The following is a 17,097-nucleotide window of genomic DNA, read 5'->3' as shown; positions in this document are numbered from 1 at the left end:
ACTTTACGCCAACGGAATCCCCGTATCTTTTGCCACTTTCATCACATATAGGCGTGCTTCGTCGTATTCTTCGGGAGTACGCAAATGCTCCAACATCAACGGCACTTCACGGGGTAGTGCCGTTACATTTCGCAGATAAGTGGCGTAGTCCATGCCGCCGCGTCCGGGCATGGTTTCGGCAAAATGCACATCTTTTCCTACCACATCTTTGGCGTGGCATGACACAATCCACTTGCCCAGTTTCTTGAAGGTATCGTTGATTAAAGCCGTATTTTGGTAAAAACGCTCGGGTGAGTTGATGATATTGGCAATGTCGACGTGGGCCGCAAACGCGGGGCGGTCGATGGCTTTGATAAATTTAAGGCAAGAATCGGCATCATTGGGCAGACTCCAACCCATCATTTCGAGGGCAAATTTGGCCGTTTTGGGCTTAACGGCATCAATTACTTTTCGGCAGTTTTCAACCGTGGCATCAAAATATTCTTTGGTGAGGTTGCGGGCATCTGGCCCGTCCCAGTGTTTAGGATTGTACGAACCCGCAATGTCAATGCACGTCAGCGCACCGATTTCCTCCGCCAACGCCAGCCGCTCGGTCACGTAAGCCATGTTTTTCTTCCGTTTTTCGGCGTCAGCGTCAAGCATATTGACCCACGCGCCCACTTCGGCAATGATGACATTCTGCTCCGCAAAGGCTTTGCGAATAGCCTGAATTTTAGCCGTTTCTCCCACTTTTACCGCAGGCACATACGCCGCGCTGTACCCCAAACGCCGATGCTCTTTGGCCAATTCTACGGGGTCATCGCTTTTCAGAAAAATCGGGCCGCCTAAACGTAACAGATTGGGAGCCGACTTGAATTGAGGCAGTAACGTAGCCCCTGCTAATAAGGATGAAGTGTGAATAAAACGACGGCGGGTGAGGGATTTCATGGAGTGAGTATTTTAACAATAAGCCTTTGTATAAGAAGGAAAAGGCCTAAATCTCATTAAAAAACCGAAAAATCACCAACTGTAAAAATGTAAACGTGTTTTTTTCGATAGAACACAAACAAAAACCCCTATCAACATTTCTGCTGACAGGGGTTTATATTTATAGATAATTGTTAACAATTAACGCTTAATACGCTCTCACTACTCCGCGACCTTCGTAGAAGTTCACGTAGGCTTTGTTCACCACGCGGTTACCGCCTGGCGTAGGATAATCTCCCGTGAAATACCAATCACCGCTGTGGTTGGGGCAGGCTTCGTGGAGGTTTTCTACCGTTTGGAAAATAATAGACAATTCAGCCTTTAAGTCTTTCGGGCGCACAATATCAGCTACTTTACGCGAAACTTCTTCGGGCGTAAATGGCTCAAACAAGGCTTTTACGTAGTTTTGCTCATACGCATTGTCGGTTTCGAGCGAGGCAACGCACTGGGCGTATACTTCGTCGCGTAGGTTATCCAAACCGCGCTCTTTCAGGAGTTGCAGCGTGGCCCGGAAAGCAACGAAATCTTTTACTTTCGACATATCAATGCCATAACAGTCAGGATAACGTATCTGCGGAGCCGACGATACAATCACGATTTTCTTGGGGCCGAGGCGGTCCAACAACCGCAAAATGCTCTTCTCCAAGGTAGTACCGCGCACAATCGAATCATCCACTACCACTATGGTATCCACTCCTTTTTTAACTACCTCATAGGTCATGTCGTACACATGCGACACCATTTCGTCACGGGCGGCATCGCTCGTAATGAAGGTACGCTGCTTGACATCCTTAGAAACGAGCTTTTCGATTCGGGGGCGGAACGACAGCACTTTATCCAGCTCTTCGGGCGACAGATTTCCGTCCAGAATCGCTTTCTTACGCTGTTTGGCTAAGTATTCTTCGAGTCCTTCCACCAATCCAAAAAACGCCGTTTCGGCGGTATTGGGGATGTAAGAGAAAACGGTATTTTCGAGGTCGTAATCTACTTCTTCCAGAATCTGCGGAATCAACAGTTTACCCAATTGTTTGCGCTCGTGGTAAATATCGGGATCGGAAGCCCGGGAAAAATAAATCCGCTCAAAACTACACGAACGTTTCTCAAGCGGCTTCAGAATCTGGTGTTGGTCGTACTCACCGTATTTATCAATAATCAACGCATGACCTGGCGTAATTTCTTTAATATCTGCGTAATTGGCATCAAAAGCGGCCTTAATGGCGGGTTTTTCGGAAGCCACCACCACCACTTCATCATCGGCATAGTAATACGCCGGACGAATGCCCGAAGGGTCACGCACTACGAAGGCCTGTCCTGAGCCGGTCATGCCGCACATGGCAAAACCGCCGTCAAAATCACGACACGACCGGTGCAACACACGCACCATGTCCATGTTGTCTTCGATGACGTCAGAAAGGTCGGGGTTTTCGTAAATGCCCTTGAATCGGTCGAAAACACGCTGGTTTTCTTCGTCCAAAAAGTGACCGATTTTTTCCATGACCGTAACGGTATCCACGCGGTCTTTGGGGTGCTGTCCCAACGAAACGAGCTTATCAAAAAGCGAGTCTACGTTGGTCATGTTGAAGTTTCCCGCCACCACTAGGTTTCTGCTTCGCCAGTTATTTTGGCGCAGCATCGGGTGGCAGTTTTCGATTTCGTTGGCACCGTGGGTACCGTAGCGCAGGTGGCCAAGCCAGACTTCGCCAGTAAATGCTACGTTTTCTTGCAACCAACTGGCATCGTAACGGAGGTCTTTTTGGTCCCCTTTGAGTTCTTTAAAGGCTTTTTTGAATTTCTTCTGGACCTTCTTAAAAATCTCAGCTACGGGTTGGGGGTCTACCGAGCGGTAGCGGCTGATATAGCGGCTACCCGGCGAAACTTCGAGTTTGATGTTGGCTACACCGGCACCATCTTGGCCTCGGTTTACCTGTTTTTCCATCAATGTATGAAGCTTATAAACCGCGTAGAGGGGTGTGCCGTATTTATCAATATAGTATTGAAACGGCTTTCGGAGTCGAATGAGGGCAATACCGCATTCGTGTTTTATGACGTCGCTCATCAGGGAGTGTGAAGTGTGTGACGATTTGTTAACACAAAGTTAAGAAATCGGATTCCAAAACACTATGTTAAATTTTAAGACAATTCAAATATTATACCACAACACCTTAATTATCAGCACAATATATACCATTTAAACTTATTTAAAAATTTAAAAAACTTTTGAAAGCCTTAATCTGGCTCAACAAAGTGTTTCTGGTTTTTGGATAAGTTATGAATACTCCAATCAATGTCTCGCTTGAAGGCTTTGGCCCGAACGGGGCAATCTGCCAAGCGGCAATATTTACAACATTCTGGCAAACAGGGGTCAACGTGAATAAAAAATTCTACATACCCTCCCGCGTCTTTTTCCAGTGCTTCCTCAAATTCATGTACCGCCTCGTGTACCTGACGTAAATCCCAATAATATGGCAAGGTCAAATGACAATCAATGTGCAGGTCAGATCCGTATTTTTGAATACGCATATTATGAACATCAATCCAGTAGTCGCGCTTGTGATTTTTGAGGATATTGACGATACTTTCCATCAACTCGGGGTCGGTTTGATCCATTAGAGCCGCCGCCGAACCCCGAATAAGCATAAAACCATTGTAAAATATAACCAACGACAACACCAACGATGCCGCGCTGTCAATCCACTGCAAACCCGTCAATATCAAGAGCCCTAACCCAATCAAAATAAGGACGCTGCTCAGACTGTCGGTCATGAGGTGCTTACCATCGGCAATGAGTGCTTCTGAGCGAGTACGTTTACCTACTTTTTGGAGATAATACCCAACAACTCCGTTGAGGACAACGGTCAGTAAAATCAACCAAAGCCCCCAATCCAAATGCTGAATAGGTTGCGGATGCAACAGGTGCTGAATGGCCTCAATGGCAATCCAAACCCCCGCAATGATAATAAGCGCGCCTTCAAAACCCGACGAAAAATACTCAATCTTTCCGTGTCCATAAGGGTGGTCTTTGTCTTTGGGCTGAGAAGAAAGATAAATACTATAGAAGGCAAAGCTGCTGGCAATGACGTTGATAATCGACTCCAAAGCATCACTTAGTATGGCATTGGAACGCGTTAAATAATAGGCTGTAAACTTGATTGCCATCAGAATTATACTCAAACTAAGCGAGACGATAATCCAACGGAATTTAGAATTTTGGCTAACTTGCACGACTTTTTTAGGGTAATTTGGGCTCAAAGTTACGAGTTTACCCCCAGAACCTTACATTAATTCTAACCATTACCGGAAAACATCGTTTTTCTCATTCAACAAACTTTATTTGAAATACAGCCCGTTATGTCACTTCCTTTTGAAACAGAAAATCCGTGGAAAACCCTGACTTCCAGCGTAGTATACGATAACAAATGGATACAAGTACGGCACGAAGAAGTGCTCAACCCCAGCGGCGGCCCGGGAATCTACGGCGTGGTACATTATAAAAATAAAGCCATTGGCGTCATTCCCATCGACGACGAAGGATTTACGTATTTGGTGGGCCAATACCGTTATCCGTTGGAAGAATATTCTTGGGAAATTCCCGAAGGCGGTGGCCCAATAGACGAAGATCCCATTGAAGGTGCCAAACGTGAACTCTTGGAGGAAACAGGCCTGATTGCCGCCCAATGGACGAAGATTGCGCGGGTTCACCTGTCAAATTCGGTCGGTGATGAAGAAGGCTTTTTGTACATTGCCGAACAGCTCACCCAAGCCCAACAACAGCCCGAAGACACCGAGCAGCTTCATGTGGCGCGAATTCCGTTAAAAGAAGCCATCGAAATGGTCATGCGGTCAGAGATTACAGATTCTTTGAGCGTGATGGGCCTTTTAAAGGTCGCAAGGCTGAGGGGAATTTAATACATAGCGGCGAATGTATGTCGCTTATTAATCGCCTTTTTCTTAACTTTTAATCTTAACAGTCTATTTATGCCCCTTTTTTTGGCAGCTATATACGGATTGATTGCGGGTATTATCTTGTGTCTGACCTTCGGGACAGTGTTTTTTGCGTTGATACAAACGAGTATTGAGCGGGGCTATCGTAGCGGGGTTCAGATTGCAATGGGCGTCGTGGCCAGCGATGCTTTTTTTATTTTTACGGCCATTTTTGGGACCTCTTTTTTACCACAAATCAATCATTTTGATAAGTGGATTGGCGCCATTGGCATCATTTTTTTGGTCATTTTAGCCATCGGAAACTTCCTTAAAGTACCCACCCTAGAACCCAAAACCCACGCCGACAACCGCAGCCGCCGCCGTTCTAATCTGAAATATTTTCTAAAAGGTGTAGCGCTAAATGCCCTCAACCCCATCAATTTTATGTCTTGGGCGGCCATTGCCGCTTACCTCCGCACCAAAGGTCGCTACGACCTGAGCGAAATGATTGTGTTTTTTAGCATGAGTCTCGTAGGAGTGGGGGCTACTGAATCGGCCTTGGCAGTGTACGCAAATCGCCTGCGTCGATTGCTGACGATTAAGGTAATTCATTACATCAATATCGCTACAGGATTGGTATTTTTGGGTGTCGCCACTAAACTCCTTTGGGAAGGATTTTTAAAATAGCGCTACTGCTTTTTGAGCCAGTCGAGAATAACCTTCAATGCATCGACCGAAAACGTTTCCTCCAACATTCCGTACTCCGCAGCAGTACATTTCTGGCATTTCTGAAAGAGGTGGTTCAACCCGGGCAGCTCTACCGTTTTGAAATTTTTGTTACCCGCAGCCGTTAAACCTTTTTCAAAACCTGCCAAATTTTCTTTAGCAGATACTTGTACATCATTGCTTCCGTTGAGGGCAAGTACTGGTATGTTGATTTGGGCTAAAATTGGTTGAGGGTCATATTTTAAAAAATAACGGTACCATTTTGAGCCAATTTGGTCAAACTGGCGAGTGACCGACTTTTTTCCTACTTCACTTTTAAAGCCCATTTGTCCCAATACGGCGTCAGGCTGCGCTTTGAGCCAATTATCAAAAGCAAGTTGAAGGCTATCCTTAATGTCACTTTCGAGCGGCAATCGAAATGCTACCTCATAAAGTGCAGCGTTGAGCGATTGTACATTGGCCCGGTATGCTGCGTTGGCCCCCGTTTTGGCCAAAATATCATCACTTTGTTTCAATAACAACGTTCGTCCGCCTACGCCCAATCCCGCCAAAGAAACCATAAAGGCCACATCTTTGGATTGCACGGCTACTATCGGCGCAATCATTCCTCCTTCACTATGGCCTATCAACCCGATTTTTTTGGAATTGATCTCTTTTCTTGATTTAAGAAAGCGAAGCGCCGCCAAAACGTCTTGGGCATAATCTGCCGATGTGCCCACTTTTCCTGTGGTTTCGCCAACACCTCGGTCGTCAATGCGCAGCACCGCAAACCCTTCCCGGCTCAGTGCATCGGCTATCACCCAAAACGGCTTATGCCCAAACAGCGTTTCGTCACGGTCTTGCTGTCCCGAACCAGTAATAAGAATCACCGTCGGAAATTTTCCTTTGCCTCTGGGAAACGTCAGTGTGCCGCCAAACTGAATGGATTGGTCAGCATTTGTAAAATTGACATTTTCCGATTCATACGGAAACGGGGGTACAGGCACCTGAGGACGTTTTAAAAACGACAGTTGCTCTACCCGCTTTAAAGCCAGTGGCGCGGGAAAGCCATTCTGTTTCCATTGTCCCAAAAAAGTTTCGGTATTTACTTTTCCACTCAATATCGTTCCAAACTCCTTTAAATCTGCAATTAGGCTGTCGTTTCGGAAAACGGGCGCTTTGAAGGCATACTCAAACAGGCCCTGTTCGGGAATGTATAAAGCGGCTTTTTGCTCTTCTTTTTCAACTTTTAAGCCAAATTTTAACGAGCCAACGGTTCCTTCATAATACGTTTGGCCCAAAACATGAAAAGCGGTAAAAAAACACAGTATACACAATGTGAATATTTTCATGGGAATTTTATCAATAACTAAAAATGTAAAACCGAGAAACTGAAAGCGGTCCCGTCCGTTGGGGACGCCGCGCAAAATGTAAAAGTAAAATGAATACAAGAGGCAAAGTGCTTTGATGTAAAAAATAAAAAAACAGTAACACACCCGAGGCAATTGCTTTAAAACTATAAATCGCCGACTGTTTCTGATGCAACCTCCTCAAACATTCTTTCAAAGACTCAAGTACTTAGGCCCTGGATTTATTTTATCGGCGGCTATCGTTGGCTCTGGCGAACTCATCGCCACCACCGCGTTAGGAGCCAAAGCAGGCTTTGTAACCTTTTGGGTGATTTTGGTTAGTTGTTTGGTCAAAGTTACGCTTCAACTGGAGTTTGGCAAAAACGCCATTTATACGGGTATTCCTACCATGCAATCCCTCAATACCCTCAAAGGTAAGCACTACGGAAAAGCGCATTGGTCTATCTGGGCGTGGCTGTCATTGCAAGGATTGAAACTGCTTCAGGTAGGAGGCATTGTGGGAGGCGTAGCCATTGTGCTCAACATGGTTTTTCCCATTTTTTCCACCAACGTATGGGCCATCACGGCGAGTTTAATTACGGCCGCTTTGGTGTATCAGGGATTTTATAAATCAGTTGAAATCGGGGCTTTGGTGATGATTATTTTATTTACAATCACCATCTTAGTTTCCCTCATTTCTTTACAATTGACACCGTATGCTATCCGCTGGAGTGAGCTGGCAAGCGGATTAACCTTTTCACTTCCTCCTTCGGCCGTTATGGTGGCCATCGGGGCGTTTGGCATCACGGGCGTAGGAGGTGATGAAATCATGTTTTACAATTATTGGTGCATTGAAAAAGGCTACGCTACCTACACGGGCCCCAACGACGGCTCGCCCGAATGGGCCGCTCGCGCCAAGGGCTGGATTGAAGTAATGTACCTAGATGCGGTTTGCTCAATGGTGGTTTACACCACTGTCACCGCCGCTTTTTACTTGCTGGGGGCTGCCTTACTTCACCGGCACGGAGAAGTCCCCGAAGGATATGCCATGATTGAAACCCTCTCTAAACTTTTTACCGAAACCCTCGGTCCTTGGGCCAAAGTCATGTTTTTGATTGGGGCTTTTTTTGTGCTTTACTCCACGCTTTTTACCGCTACGGCCAGTTGGTCACGTATATTCGGAGATGCTTTCGGACAAATCGGTTGGGTAAAATTCAACGACTCTGCTTCTCAAAAACGTGTTATCGGGATTCTTTCTTGGGCATTTCCTATTATTTGGTGTACGCTATACCTCATCATCAAAATGCCCGTTTTGATGGTATTATTGGGAGGCATCGCTACATCCATTTTACTTTTATTGGTCGTTTGGGCCGCCTTGCAGTTCCGCTACCGTCAGCTTCCTCAATCGCTTACTCCTACCCGCGTCTACGACGTCTTTTTCTGGCTAAGTGTGATTTCTATTTTAGGCGTTAGTGCGTACGGTATTTTTCAAGTCACGCAGTGATTTTTGCTAAATAGCGGGATGTCGCTTGAATTCTTTGGTACGGTCAAACAAATATCGGTACGTAGCGTGCACTTTGTGAGGCGTACCACCCAGTAGCTCTACAAAACGAATCATCTTGGGGTTGAAATCTCCAATCCAGTTCATTTCCAACTCTGTATACTGATAGTTGGGACGCCAAGCCACTTTAGAAGCCGACAGCGCAATCGCCGATTCTACACCACGCCCTTGAAATTCGGGGACTACCCCAAAAATCACTCCGAAGGCTTTATGATTGGTTTTCAATAGTTTATGATATAAAAATTTCAATTTACCAATCAAATCTAGCTTTCCGTTGACGTGTTTAAAGATTTGGTTTAACTCAGGAAGCATAATAAAAAAAGCAATCGGCGCGCCTTCATAGTACCCAAACCACATCAATTCTTCGTCCAAAATCGGTTTCATTCGCTGCATAATTCCGCGCGCTTTATCGGGCGTCATGTCTTCTGCTCCTAGGTTTTTTGCCCAAGCTTTGTTATAAACAATCCGAAAATCTTCCGCGTATTTGTCCAATTGTTTTTTGTCGATATGTCTAAACTCGTAGTTTTTCATGGTCAAAATCCGCTCCGCACGTTCAAAAAACACCCGATTGACACGCTCCATGAAACGATCTTTGGGCATCAACAAAAAGAAAGTCAGCTGTTCGAAATACGTTTGGAAGCCGTACGCTTCAAAAAATGTTTGATAATACGGAAAGTGGTAGCCCATTCCGTATAGCGGCTCTTTATCAAATCCATTGATGAGCACGCCCCAGAAGCGGTCGCGCTCGCCAAAATTGATCGGGCCGTCCATGGCTTCCATACCTCGTTCGGCAAGCCATTTTTTACAGGCGTCAAACAGCGCAAACGCGACTTTTTCATCTTCAACACACTCAAAAAAGCCCATTCCGCCCGTAGGCTGGTCGTTGCCTTTCATGACCGTATTTTGATTCACAAACGCCGCCACCCGGCCAACGGTCTGCCCGTCATCATCCACGGCAATCCAGCGGATGCATTTTCCGTCTTTGAAGTTCTTATTTTTTTGCGGATTGAACGTATCTTCGACGTCTTTATCCAACGGACGAATCCAATACGGATTATTTTTATAAAGCCGAACGGGAAGCAATAAAAATTCACGTTGACGCTGAGGATTTTGGCCTACTTCGAGGAGTTGCATAGCAGAAATTGAGTCAGATACAGAAGACGTTCCAAGTCTTTAAGACGAGCTCTCTCAGACTAGGAATGTCTATACAAGGGAGCGAAATTATACGTTTCTCACAAATTATGAACCATTAACTTTGACAAAAAGCTAACTTTGCTCCCTCAAACCACCAATCATTTACCCTCAATGGCCCTAAAACGCCTTGCTATTTTTGCTTCAGGCTCTGGCTCAAACGCCGAGAAAATTGCTGAGCACTTCGCCAATCATTCTGAAATAGAAGTGAGCCTTATTCTATCCAATAATCCCCAAGCGGGCGTGATTGCGCGAGCGCGTCGACTGCACATTCCTATCATTTTGTTTGACCGAAAAACGTTTTACGAAACCGATAAAGTAGTCAAAATCCTTCAAAACGAACACATCGACTTGGTAGTACTAGCGGGTTTTATGATGTTGATACCCGAAGTAATGGTGCACGCGTTTCCCAACAAAATCGTCAATATTCACCCTGCATTACTACCCAAATACGGCGGCAAAGGCATGTACGGGCATTTTGTACACGAAGCAGTAGTTGCAGCACAAGAATCCGAATCTGGTATTTCAATCCATTATGTCAACGAACGGTACGACGAAGGCGGCATTATCTTTCAGGCCACTTGCCCAGTGACACCCACCGATACGCCCGAAGACGTAGCCGCCAAAGTGCAGGTATTAGAGCATAAATATTATCCAGAAGTAGTGGAAAAGATTTTAATTACGTTATAAACAATTAAAAGTCAGGCTGTTTGTACTTTCATTATCAAAACCATTGGCAGCCTTTCATGAAACAACTTCTTGTATTCCTTCTTACTCCTTTCTTTTCATTCACTCAAACGTGGATGATTACGGGAAAAGTAATGGAAAACTCTCATACGCCTGTTCCGTTTGCGAGTGTGTATGTCAACAATACCTCGATTGCTACCACCGCCGACGCGCAGGGAAATTATACCCTCAAGATTCCTTTTCGATTCAAAAAAGTAGAGTTGGTTGCATCATTCATTGGCTATAAATCGGTCAAAAAGATCATTGAGCGCGAAAGCGGAAAAAACCAAACGTACACTTTTCAGATGACGTCGTCCAACATTCTCGCTGAAGTGAAGGTCAAAGCCAAAATGGACAAAGAATGGAAAAAACACTGGCAGATTTTTGCCAATGGGCTCAAAGGTGAATCTCCATTTACCAAGAATTGCCTCATTCTCAACCCAGAATCGGTGCGTTTGTCATACGATAATATTCGCAAACAGGTAATTGCCACTGCTACGGAGCCTATTATTCTTCAAAACAGTGCTATGGGGTTCAAAATCATGTTTCACATGGAGGCGTTTCAGTCGGATGGCGAAAAAACGTTTTTTGCGGGCAATAAATTCTTTCAGGAAATTCCGCCCGAAGATGAGAAAATACACAAAAGGCAACAGCGAAATCGGGAACTCGCTTACCGCAATTCATTTCGAAATTTTCTGGTTTCACTAACCCAAAATCAAACGAAAGAGAACGGATTTGAGCTGTATACCTCCCGTCGAGTCAGCGAAGTGTATCTCCACCGCATTTTGCTTTCTCAAGAAATCGCCGATGGTAATTTCAAAGAGATTTCTGCACAGGAAATATGTTTTTGGAATCCTGAAACAGAACAGTACATCCTGCACTCCAACCAAATGCTTTTTATTTTTGCGCTTCATCGGTTCGATGCTCGCTCGGTGTTCGTTGACCGACCGTATAAATACTCTCGTTTAGTTTTACCCAACGGGTACCTGAGTTTTAACGAAAATGGTTGGATAACAAGCCCAAACGGCATGACTATGTATGATTTTTGGGGACAGGAGGGATTTGCCAATTTGCTTCCCAACGATTATATCCCCACTGATGCCCCGCCCGTGGATTCATTGACTACACTTAAACCTATTGCCCTGAAAAGTCAATCACTTCCGATGAATTTTGCCACACAACAGATACAATGGTCCATTCGCCAATCGATGAATGCGGCGCAGGGCGCAAGCTATCAGCGGAAAGTTTCACCCCAATTGGAAGAAAAACAAACACTTGTGAATCTTGATTATGAAGTCAAAATTGAAGAAAGAGATAATTCTTATACCGTTTTTGAGTTGTTACGCCGTATTCCAGGATTGAAAGTAGTTTTTGACGGTTCAGGCTATTCCATTGCCTTTTCAGGTAACAATACCAACGTGGATGGCTCGGGCAACAGCACTCCTGCCTTGGAAATTGATGGTCAGTTTTCGGATAATTCTCCATTTGTTATTGAAACACTTAGCTCCTTATCCGTTCGACAAATCAAAAGAATCGGAGTGGTCAAGTACGGCAACAGCGCTGCCTACGGCGCCAGAGGTTCTAAAGGAATCATTATTATTCAAACTGCTAAATGAGATCTTCTCCTTACCAGAGGAGACCTCATTTAAGGTTATTTTATCTCTTCGTAACCACCATTTCTACGCGGCGGTTTTTATCGCACGGGCTTGGTTTACAGACCAGTCGCGTATCACCATAGCCCTTGGTTGCAATACGCGCCGAGCTTACCCCTTTTCGAATCAGATACTCGCGTACGGCATTGACCCGGTCACGGGAAAGAATCAGATTTTTTTCGGCATCACCGATTTTATCTGTATGTCCTTCCAAACGAATTTCAACGCTGGGGTTGGCTTTCATCCATTCCGCTACTTGGTCTAGTTCTTTATGTGAGCTTTCCAACAAATCTGACTTGGTCAGTTCAAAATACAGATTATCCATCACCATCGGTTTATTGATGAGCGCGGCATCGTAGGGCGTAGATGCTGGAACAGGCTTAGGCGCTGACTTGATTTCGGGCTCTACTTTCTTTTCAGATTTCGGAACTCGCTCTTTTTTGGGCTTGCGTTCCCGCTTTGGCTTCGGTTCTTTTTTGGGCTTTTCCCGTTTAACTTCGGGCTCTGGCTTAGGTGTGGCCTCTGTCCGATTACGAGAGATAGTCTTTCGTTTGGAAACAAAAGCAATGGGCAATTTTACATTAAACATCAATACCCGCTGCGATACGTTGGTATTACTTACCCCAACGGTCAGATTATCTCGGTAAAAAGTGGTTTCGGCTTGAATAACATTTTGTAAAGGATGATAATAGGCAATGCTAAACTCAATCCCGCTGTTTTCGCCATAAACCATCCCAATTTCAGGAACAATGAGCGGAACTCCTTTTTGCAGATTGTAGGTGCTCGTACGGTTTCCCGTACCGCCTTCGATGTACCCTCCCGTCAATTCTTCCATCTTTTCGCGGCCGTCGGCAGTGTTTCGATAAAACAAGGTTGAATAATACCCTCCCAGCTGAAAGTACGTGCCAGCCCATTCTTTCATCCAAGTACGACGCAACATTAAACCAGTGCGTAAGTAATTAAAATTCCATACAGTTGAAACCAGATTATGGCCTTTATACTCAAAGTTGAACGGATGGTTGAGCTTAAAAACCTGCCGCTGCCAAGCAGTACTCAGTCCAATTGACCAGCGATTGTCAGAACGCCGGTCTTTCCAACGATAATACGTCTCAAAGCCCCAGAGGCTTGTACGATAGTTGCGTGTGTAGGTTGTGCCATCACTCTTGACCAATTCTCCCCGATATGACGAAACCCAGGCATTCGACGGGGCTTCAGTACCGCTCAATAGCGTGATTCGGGACGGAATAACCACCCCGATACCGTACAACGGCGCCACCACCCAATCCCGTTGGCGGGTATAATTTTGCGCCGTTACGGAAAAAGTACAGGTGCTTATTCCGATAATCAGGGTTAGAAACTTTAGCGTAGTCGTTTTCATGACATTAGAATTTACGCTAAAGTTATAAAGCCGAAAGCCGCTTACCAAAGGGCAGGCGGCTTTCTTAACTATCTACTTATTAAACGGTTATTAGTTTGTCAGTGCTTGCATAGCGACCGCCAAATGAATTGATAACACCTGTGTCGGACAGTTTTGAACCAACTGACACAGGTGAATTTTTAGAATACATATTTATTTTCGGCAATCATCGCATCAGCAATGCGACGACGGGCATTTTTAGTGTTCATGGGCTCAATCTTAGTGAACCGCTTCAACCCCATCAGCATCACCCGCAACTCATCGCCTTCGGCAAAGCCCATGATGGCAGATTTGCCAGCGCTGTTGATTTTCTCCACTGCTTCGTGCAGGTAGCACATAGCTAAATCTTTTTGCAACGCGCAGGCAGCTTCGCCTTTCATCCCAATGAGTTTTTCGGTACGTAAAACCGCAGATTCAGCCGCGTAAATTTCGATAGCCATGTCGGCCACGTTCATCAGGATTTCCTGCTCTTCCGAAAGTTTCATCATAAATTTCTGCACCGCTGCACCCGCAACCATCAGAGCCGCTTTTTTCAAATTTTTGATCACTTTCTTCTCGGCCGCAAACGGGGTCTCGTCATCGCTCACGCTGAAATCAGGAATAGACATGATTTCTTTACCCACCGCCATAGCAGGCCCCATCAAGTCGATTTCACCCTTCATGGCGCGCTTGAGCAACATATCGACTGTCAACATACGGTTGATTTCGTTGGTACCCTCAAAAATACGATTGATACGGGCATCGCGGTACGCGCGGTCCATGGGCGCATCGGCCGAAAAGCCCATACCACCGTACACCTGAACACCTTCATCTACGACATAATCAAGCACTTCTGAGCCATGCACTTTCATCATGGCGCACTCAATCGCAAACTGTTCTAAGGCTTTCAATTTTGCTTCGGCATCCGAAAGGCCTTTTTCTTTCAAATCAGCGATGGCATCGTCAATGTTCTGACCTGCCCGGTAAGACGCTGATTCTGAGGCGTACAGCTTCACGGCCATTTCGGCCAACTTATGTTTAATCGCTCCAAACGTGCTGATGGCAATACCGAATTGTTTACGCTCGTTGGCGTATTGAATCGCTTGCGTAGCAACCTGCTTCGCTCCGCCTACCGCCGCCACGGCCAATTTGATACGACCGATGTTGAGAATATTAACCGCAATCTTGAAACCGTTACCACGGTCTGAAAGCATATTTTCAACCGGAACATGACAGTCATTGAAGAAAATCTGACGCGTATCGGAGCCTTTGATGCCCATTTTATGCTCGGGCTCGTTCATGGTGATACCTCCGTAGGTTTTTTCTACGATGAACGCCGTCAGGTTTTTATCGGTTTTTCCACCTTCGTCAATTTTGGCAAAAACGATAAACACATCGGCAAAACCACCGTTGGTTATCCACATTTTTTGCCCGTTCAAAATATAGCTTTTGCCATCTTCGCTCAAAACCGCTTTGGTCTTGCCCGAGTTGGCATCCGAACCCGAATCAGGCTCAGTAAGACAGTAAGCGGCTTTCCACTCGCCAGAAGCAAGTTTGGGCAAGTATTGAGATTTTTGGTCGTCGTTTCCGTAGTATAAAATAGGTAACGTTCCGATGCCCGTGTGGGCCGAAAGAGCTACCGAGAAAGAATTGCCCGCACCTGTGGCTTCTGCGACGAGCATAGAAGTATTAAAACTCATTCCAAAACCGCCGTATTCTTCAGGAACAGCCGTACCCAAAAGCCCTAGCTCACCAGCCTTGTCCATCAATGATGACATCAATTCGGGCGATTTGGCTTTGTCTATTTCTTCCACACGCGGCCAAATTTCAGTAGCTAAAAAATCACGGCACGATTGAGCAATCATCAACTGCTCTTCGGTAAACTCTTCGGGAATAAATACTTGAGAAGCGTCGGTGTCTTTAATCAGGAATTCTCCTCCTTTAATACTGGCGCGATTTTCTACTGCTATCATGGTCTTTAGGAATTTTGTTATTGTTCTGCTTGTGTACAAAATTATGAGAAACAAAAATAGTATGCAAGCATACTATTAAAAAATTTTATACACAGAATAGTTATGTTTGCAAAAAATTTTGTGAATGCTTTTATCCCATCAGAAAGCATCAGCGTAAATATGACCGATACACTCAACCTATCGCCCGAAGTACTTGCCAAATACGAGATTGTGATTGGCCTAGAAGTACATTGCCAATTGCAGACCAACACCAAAATTTTTGCGTCTGATGCCAATCACTTTGGCAGTGAGCCCAATACCAACATCAGCGTGATTACGCTGGCACATCCGGGCACCTTGCCCAAGTTGAACAAAAAAGCCGTTGAGTATGCCGTGCGTATGGGCTTAGCATGTGGGTGTTCTATTACCAGGAATACAATTTTTGACCGCAAAAACTATTTTTATCCCGACCTGCCCAAAGGTTATCAGCTTTCGCAGGATAAATTCCCGATTTGTGTGGGCGGCCAAATTCCAGTGATGTACAAAGATAAACAGGGAAAAATGGTCGAGAAAGTGGTGCAAATTCACCATATCCATTTAGAAGAAGACGCTGGCAAATCAGTCCATGATGGTGCTTTGACCGATACTTTATTAGATTATAACCGCGCTGGTACCCCCCTCATCGAGATGGTGACCGACCCCTGCATTGGTTCTGCGGAAGAAGCTGGCGCTTTTTTGACCGCCGTTCGGCAGTTGGTACGATTTATTGATATTTGCGACGGCAACATGGAAGAAGGTTCGCTGCGTTGTGACCTCAACGTTTCGGTTCGTTTGAAGGGTACTTTGGCCTTGGGAACAAAGGTGGAAGTTAAAAATATGAACTCCATTCGGAACGTAATGAAGGCCGTTGAAACGGAGTTTCGCCGGCAGGTGGAAATGGTGGAAAATGGGGAAACTATCTTGCAAGAAACACGTATGTTTGACCCAGAAACGGGCGAAACCTCAGGGATGCGGGTGAAAGAAACCATGAACGATTACCGTTATTTTCCCGAGCCTGACTTAGCCCCAGTGTTTATTTCAGACGCATGGATGGCCAAAATTCAGGACGAAATGCCACCATTACCGCGTCAATTGTTTGAGAAATTTACCACAAAATACGGGCTCTCGGCAGGCCACGCGACTACATTGACCGACACCAAAGAGGTAGCTTTATATTTTGAAGAATTGAGCGCCAAAGCTGGAAATTACCAAGCGGCTGCCAATTGGGTTTTAGGGCCTGTCAAAACGTATTTAAACGAAAATTCCGATAAGACAGCCGATGAATTTCCACTTTCTCCTGCTCAATTGGCGGAAGTAATCAAATTGGTGGAAAGTAATCAAGTAAGCCACACGACTGCCTCGCACAAGCTTTTACCGATTTTGCTCGAAAATCCAACGCAAAATCCGCTAGAAGTAGCCAAACAAAACAATTGGCTGCAAAACAGTGACGCCAGCGCTTTGGAAGGCATCGTCGATGAAGTTTTGACCGCGATGGCCGATAAAGTGCAGGAGTTCAAAAAAGGCAAAAAAGGCCTGATGGGCTTGTTTGTGGGTGAAGTCATGAAAAAATCAAAAGGCAGCGCCGACCCTAAAGTGGTCAATCAGTTACTGAGCAAGAAACTGGGGTAAAACCGTTCAA

13 protein-coding genes are annotated in these 17,097 nt (G+C 45.3%); 6 read left to right on the top strand and 7 right to left on the bottom strand.

The features are described from left to right. Window positions 1–3: 3 nt before the first annotated feature. From GVN20_RS13065 to GVN20_RS13055, 3 genes are all read right to left on the bottom strand, one after another. On the bottom strand, window positions 4–927 hold the full coding sequence (locus GVN20_RS13065) for a sugar phosphate isomerase/epimerase (protein ID WP_166558741.1): 924 nt from the start codon (window positions 925–927) through the stop codon (window positions 4–6). Between the two features lie 187 nt (window positions 928–1,114). Then, window positions 1,115–3,022: an amidophosphoribosyltransferase gene (locus tag GVN20_RS13060; protein ID WP_166558740.1), complete on the bottom strand. Its 1,908-nt coding sequence runs from the start codon at window positions 3,020–3,022 to the stop codon at window positions 1,115–1,117. A 170-nt stretch (window positions 3,023–3,192) separates the two neighbouring features. Continuing rightward, window positions 3,193–4,188, bottom strand: a complete 996-nt coding sequence (locus GVN20_RS13055; protein WP_166558739.1) for a cation diffusion facilitator family transporter — start codon at window positions 4,186–4,188, stop codon at window positions 3,193–3,195. A gap of 126 nt (window positions 4,189–4,314) precedes the next feature. Here GVN20_RS13055 and GVN20_RS13050 point away from each other — a divergent pair, with 126 nt between their 5' ends. Next, window positions 4,315–4,872, top strand: a complete 558-nt coding sequence (locus tag GVN20_RS13050; protein ID WP_166558738.1) for an NUDIX hydrolase — start codon at window positions 4,315–4,317, stop codon at window positions 4,870–4,872. A gap of 69 nt (window positions 4,873–4,941) precedes the next feature. Beyond that, window positions 4,942–5,574 carry a LysE family translocator gene (locus tag GVN20_RS13045; RefSeq protein ID WP_166558737.1) on the top strand — a complete coding sequence of 211 codons (633 nt, stop codon included), beginning with the start codon at window positions 4,942–4,944 and terminating at the stop codon, window positions 5,572–5,574. A gap of 2 nt (window positions 5,575–5,576) precedes the next feature. Here GVN20_RS13045 and GVN20_RS13040 read toward each other — a convergent pair whose 3' ends face one another. After that, window positions 5,577–6,944: a S9 family peptidase gene (locus GVN20_RS13040; RefSeq protein ID WP_166558736.1), complete on the bottom strand. Its 1,368-nt coding sequence runs from the start codon at window positions 6,942–6,944 to the stop codon at window positions 5,577–5,579. 187 nt (window positions 6,945–7,131) lie between these two features. Here GVN20_RS13040 and GVN20_RS13035 point away from each other — a divergent pair, with 187 nt between their 5' ends. After that, window positions 7,132–8,445: an Nramp family divalent metal transporter gene (locus tag GVN20_RS13035; RefSeq protein WP_166558735.1), complete on the top strand. Its 1,314-nt coding sequence runs from the start codon at window positions 7,132–7,134 to the stop codon at window positions 8,443–8,445. Between the two features lie 6 nt (window positions 8,446–8,451). On the opposite strand, the gene GVN20_RS13030 is transcribed toward GVN20_RS13035, so the two are convergent. Next, entirely contained in the window at window positions 8,452–9,636 is a 1,185-nt protein-coding gene (locus GVN20_RS13030) for a hypothetical protein (protein ID WP_166558734.1), read from the bottom strand. A 171-nt stretch (window positions 9,637–9,807) separates the two neighbouring features. On the opposite strand from GVN20_RS13030, the gene purN reads away from it, so the two are divergent. Both purN and GVN20_RS13020 read left to right on the top strand, forming a co-directional pair. Then, on the top strand, window positions 9,808–10,383 hold the full coding sequence (purN, locus tag GVN20_RS13025; protein WP_166558733.1) for a phosphoribosylglycinamide formyltransferase: 576 nt from the start codon (window positions 9,808–9,810) through the stop codon (window positions 10,381–10,383). A gap of 56 nt (window positions 10,384–10,439) precedes the next feature. Beyond that, a complete protein-coding gene (locus GVN20_RS13020) occupies window positions 10,440–12,035 on the top strand; it encodes a TonB-dependent receptor (protein ID WP_166558732.1) in 1,596 nt (531 codons plus the stop codon). A gap of 40 nt (window positions 12,036–12,075) precedes the next feature. Here GVN20_RS13020 and GVN20_RS13015 read toward each other — a convergent pair whose 3' ends face one another. Further along, entirely contained in the window at window positions 12,076–13,449 is a 1,374-nt protein-coding gene (locus GVN20_RS13015) for an OmpA family protein (RefSeq protein WP_166558731.1), read from the bottom strand. Window positions 13,450–13,628: 179 nt separating this feature from the next. Next, window positions 13,629–15,440: an acyl-CoA dehydrogenase family protein gene (locus tag GVN20_RS13010; protein WP_166558730.1), complete on the bottom strand. Its 1,812-nt coding sequence runs from the start codon at window positions 15,438–15,440 to the stop codon at window positions 13,629–13,631. Window positions 15,441–15,599: 159 nt separating this feature from the next. Between GVN20_RS13010 and gatB the strand changes: the two genes are divergently transcribed. Further along, on the top strand, window positions 15,600–17,087 hold the full coding sequence (gene gatB, locus GVN20_RS13005) for an Asp-tRNA(Asn)/Glu-tRNA(Gln) amidotransferase subunit GatB (RefSeq protein WP_166558821.1): 1,488 nt from the start codon (window positions 15,600–15,602) through the stop codon (window positions 17,085–17,087). Window positions 17,088–17,097 lie beyond the last annotated feature (10 nt).

This window comes from Runella sp. CRIBMP, assembly GCF_009905605.1.
GTDB lineage: Bacteria > Bacteroidota > Bacteroidia > Cytophagales > Spirosomataceae > Runella.
Note: the sequence above shows the minus strand (reverse complement) of the source record. Positions and strands in the feature narration are given on the sequence as shown.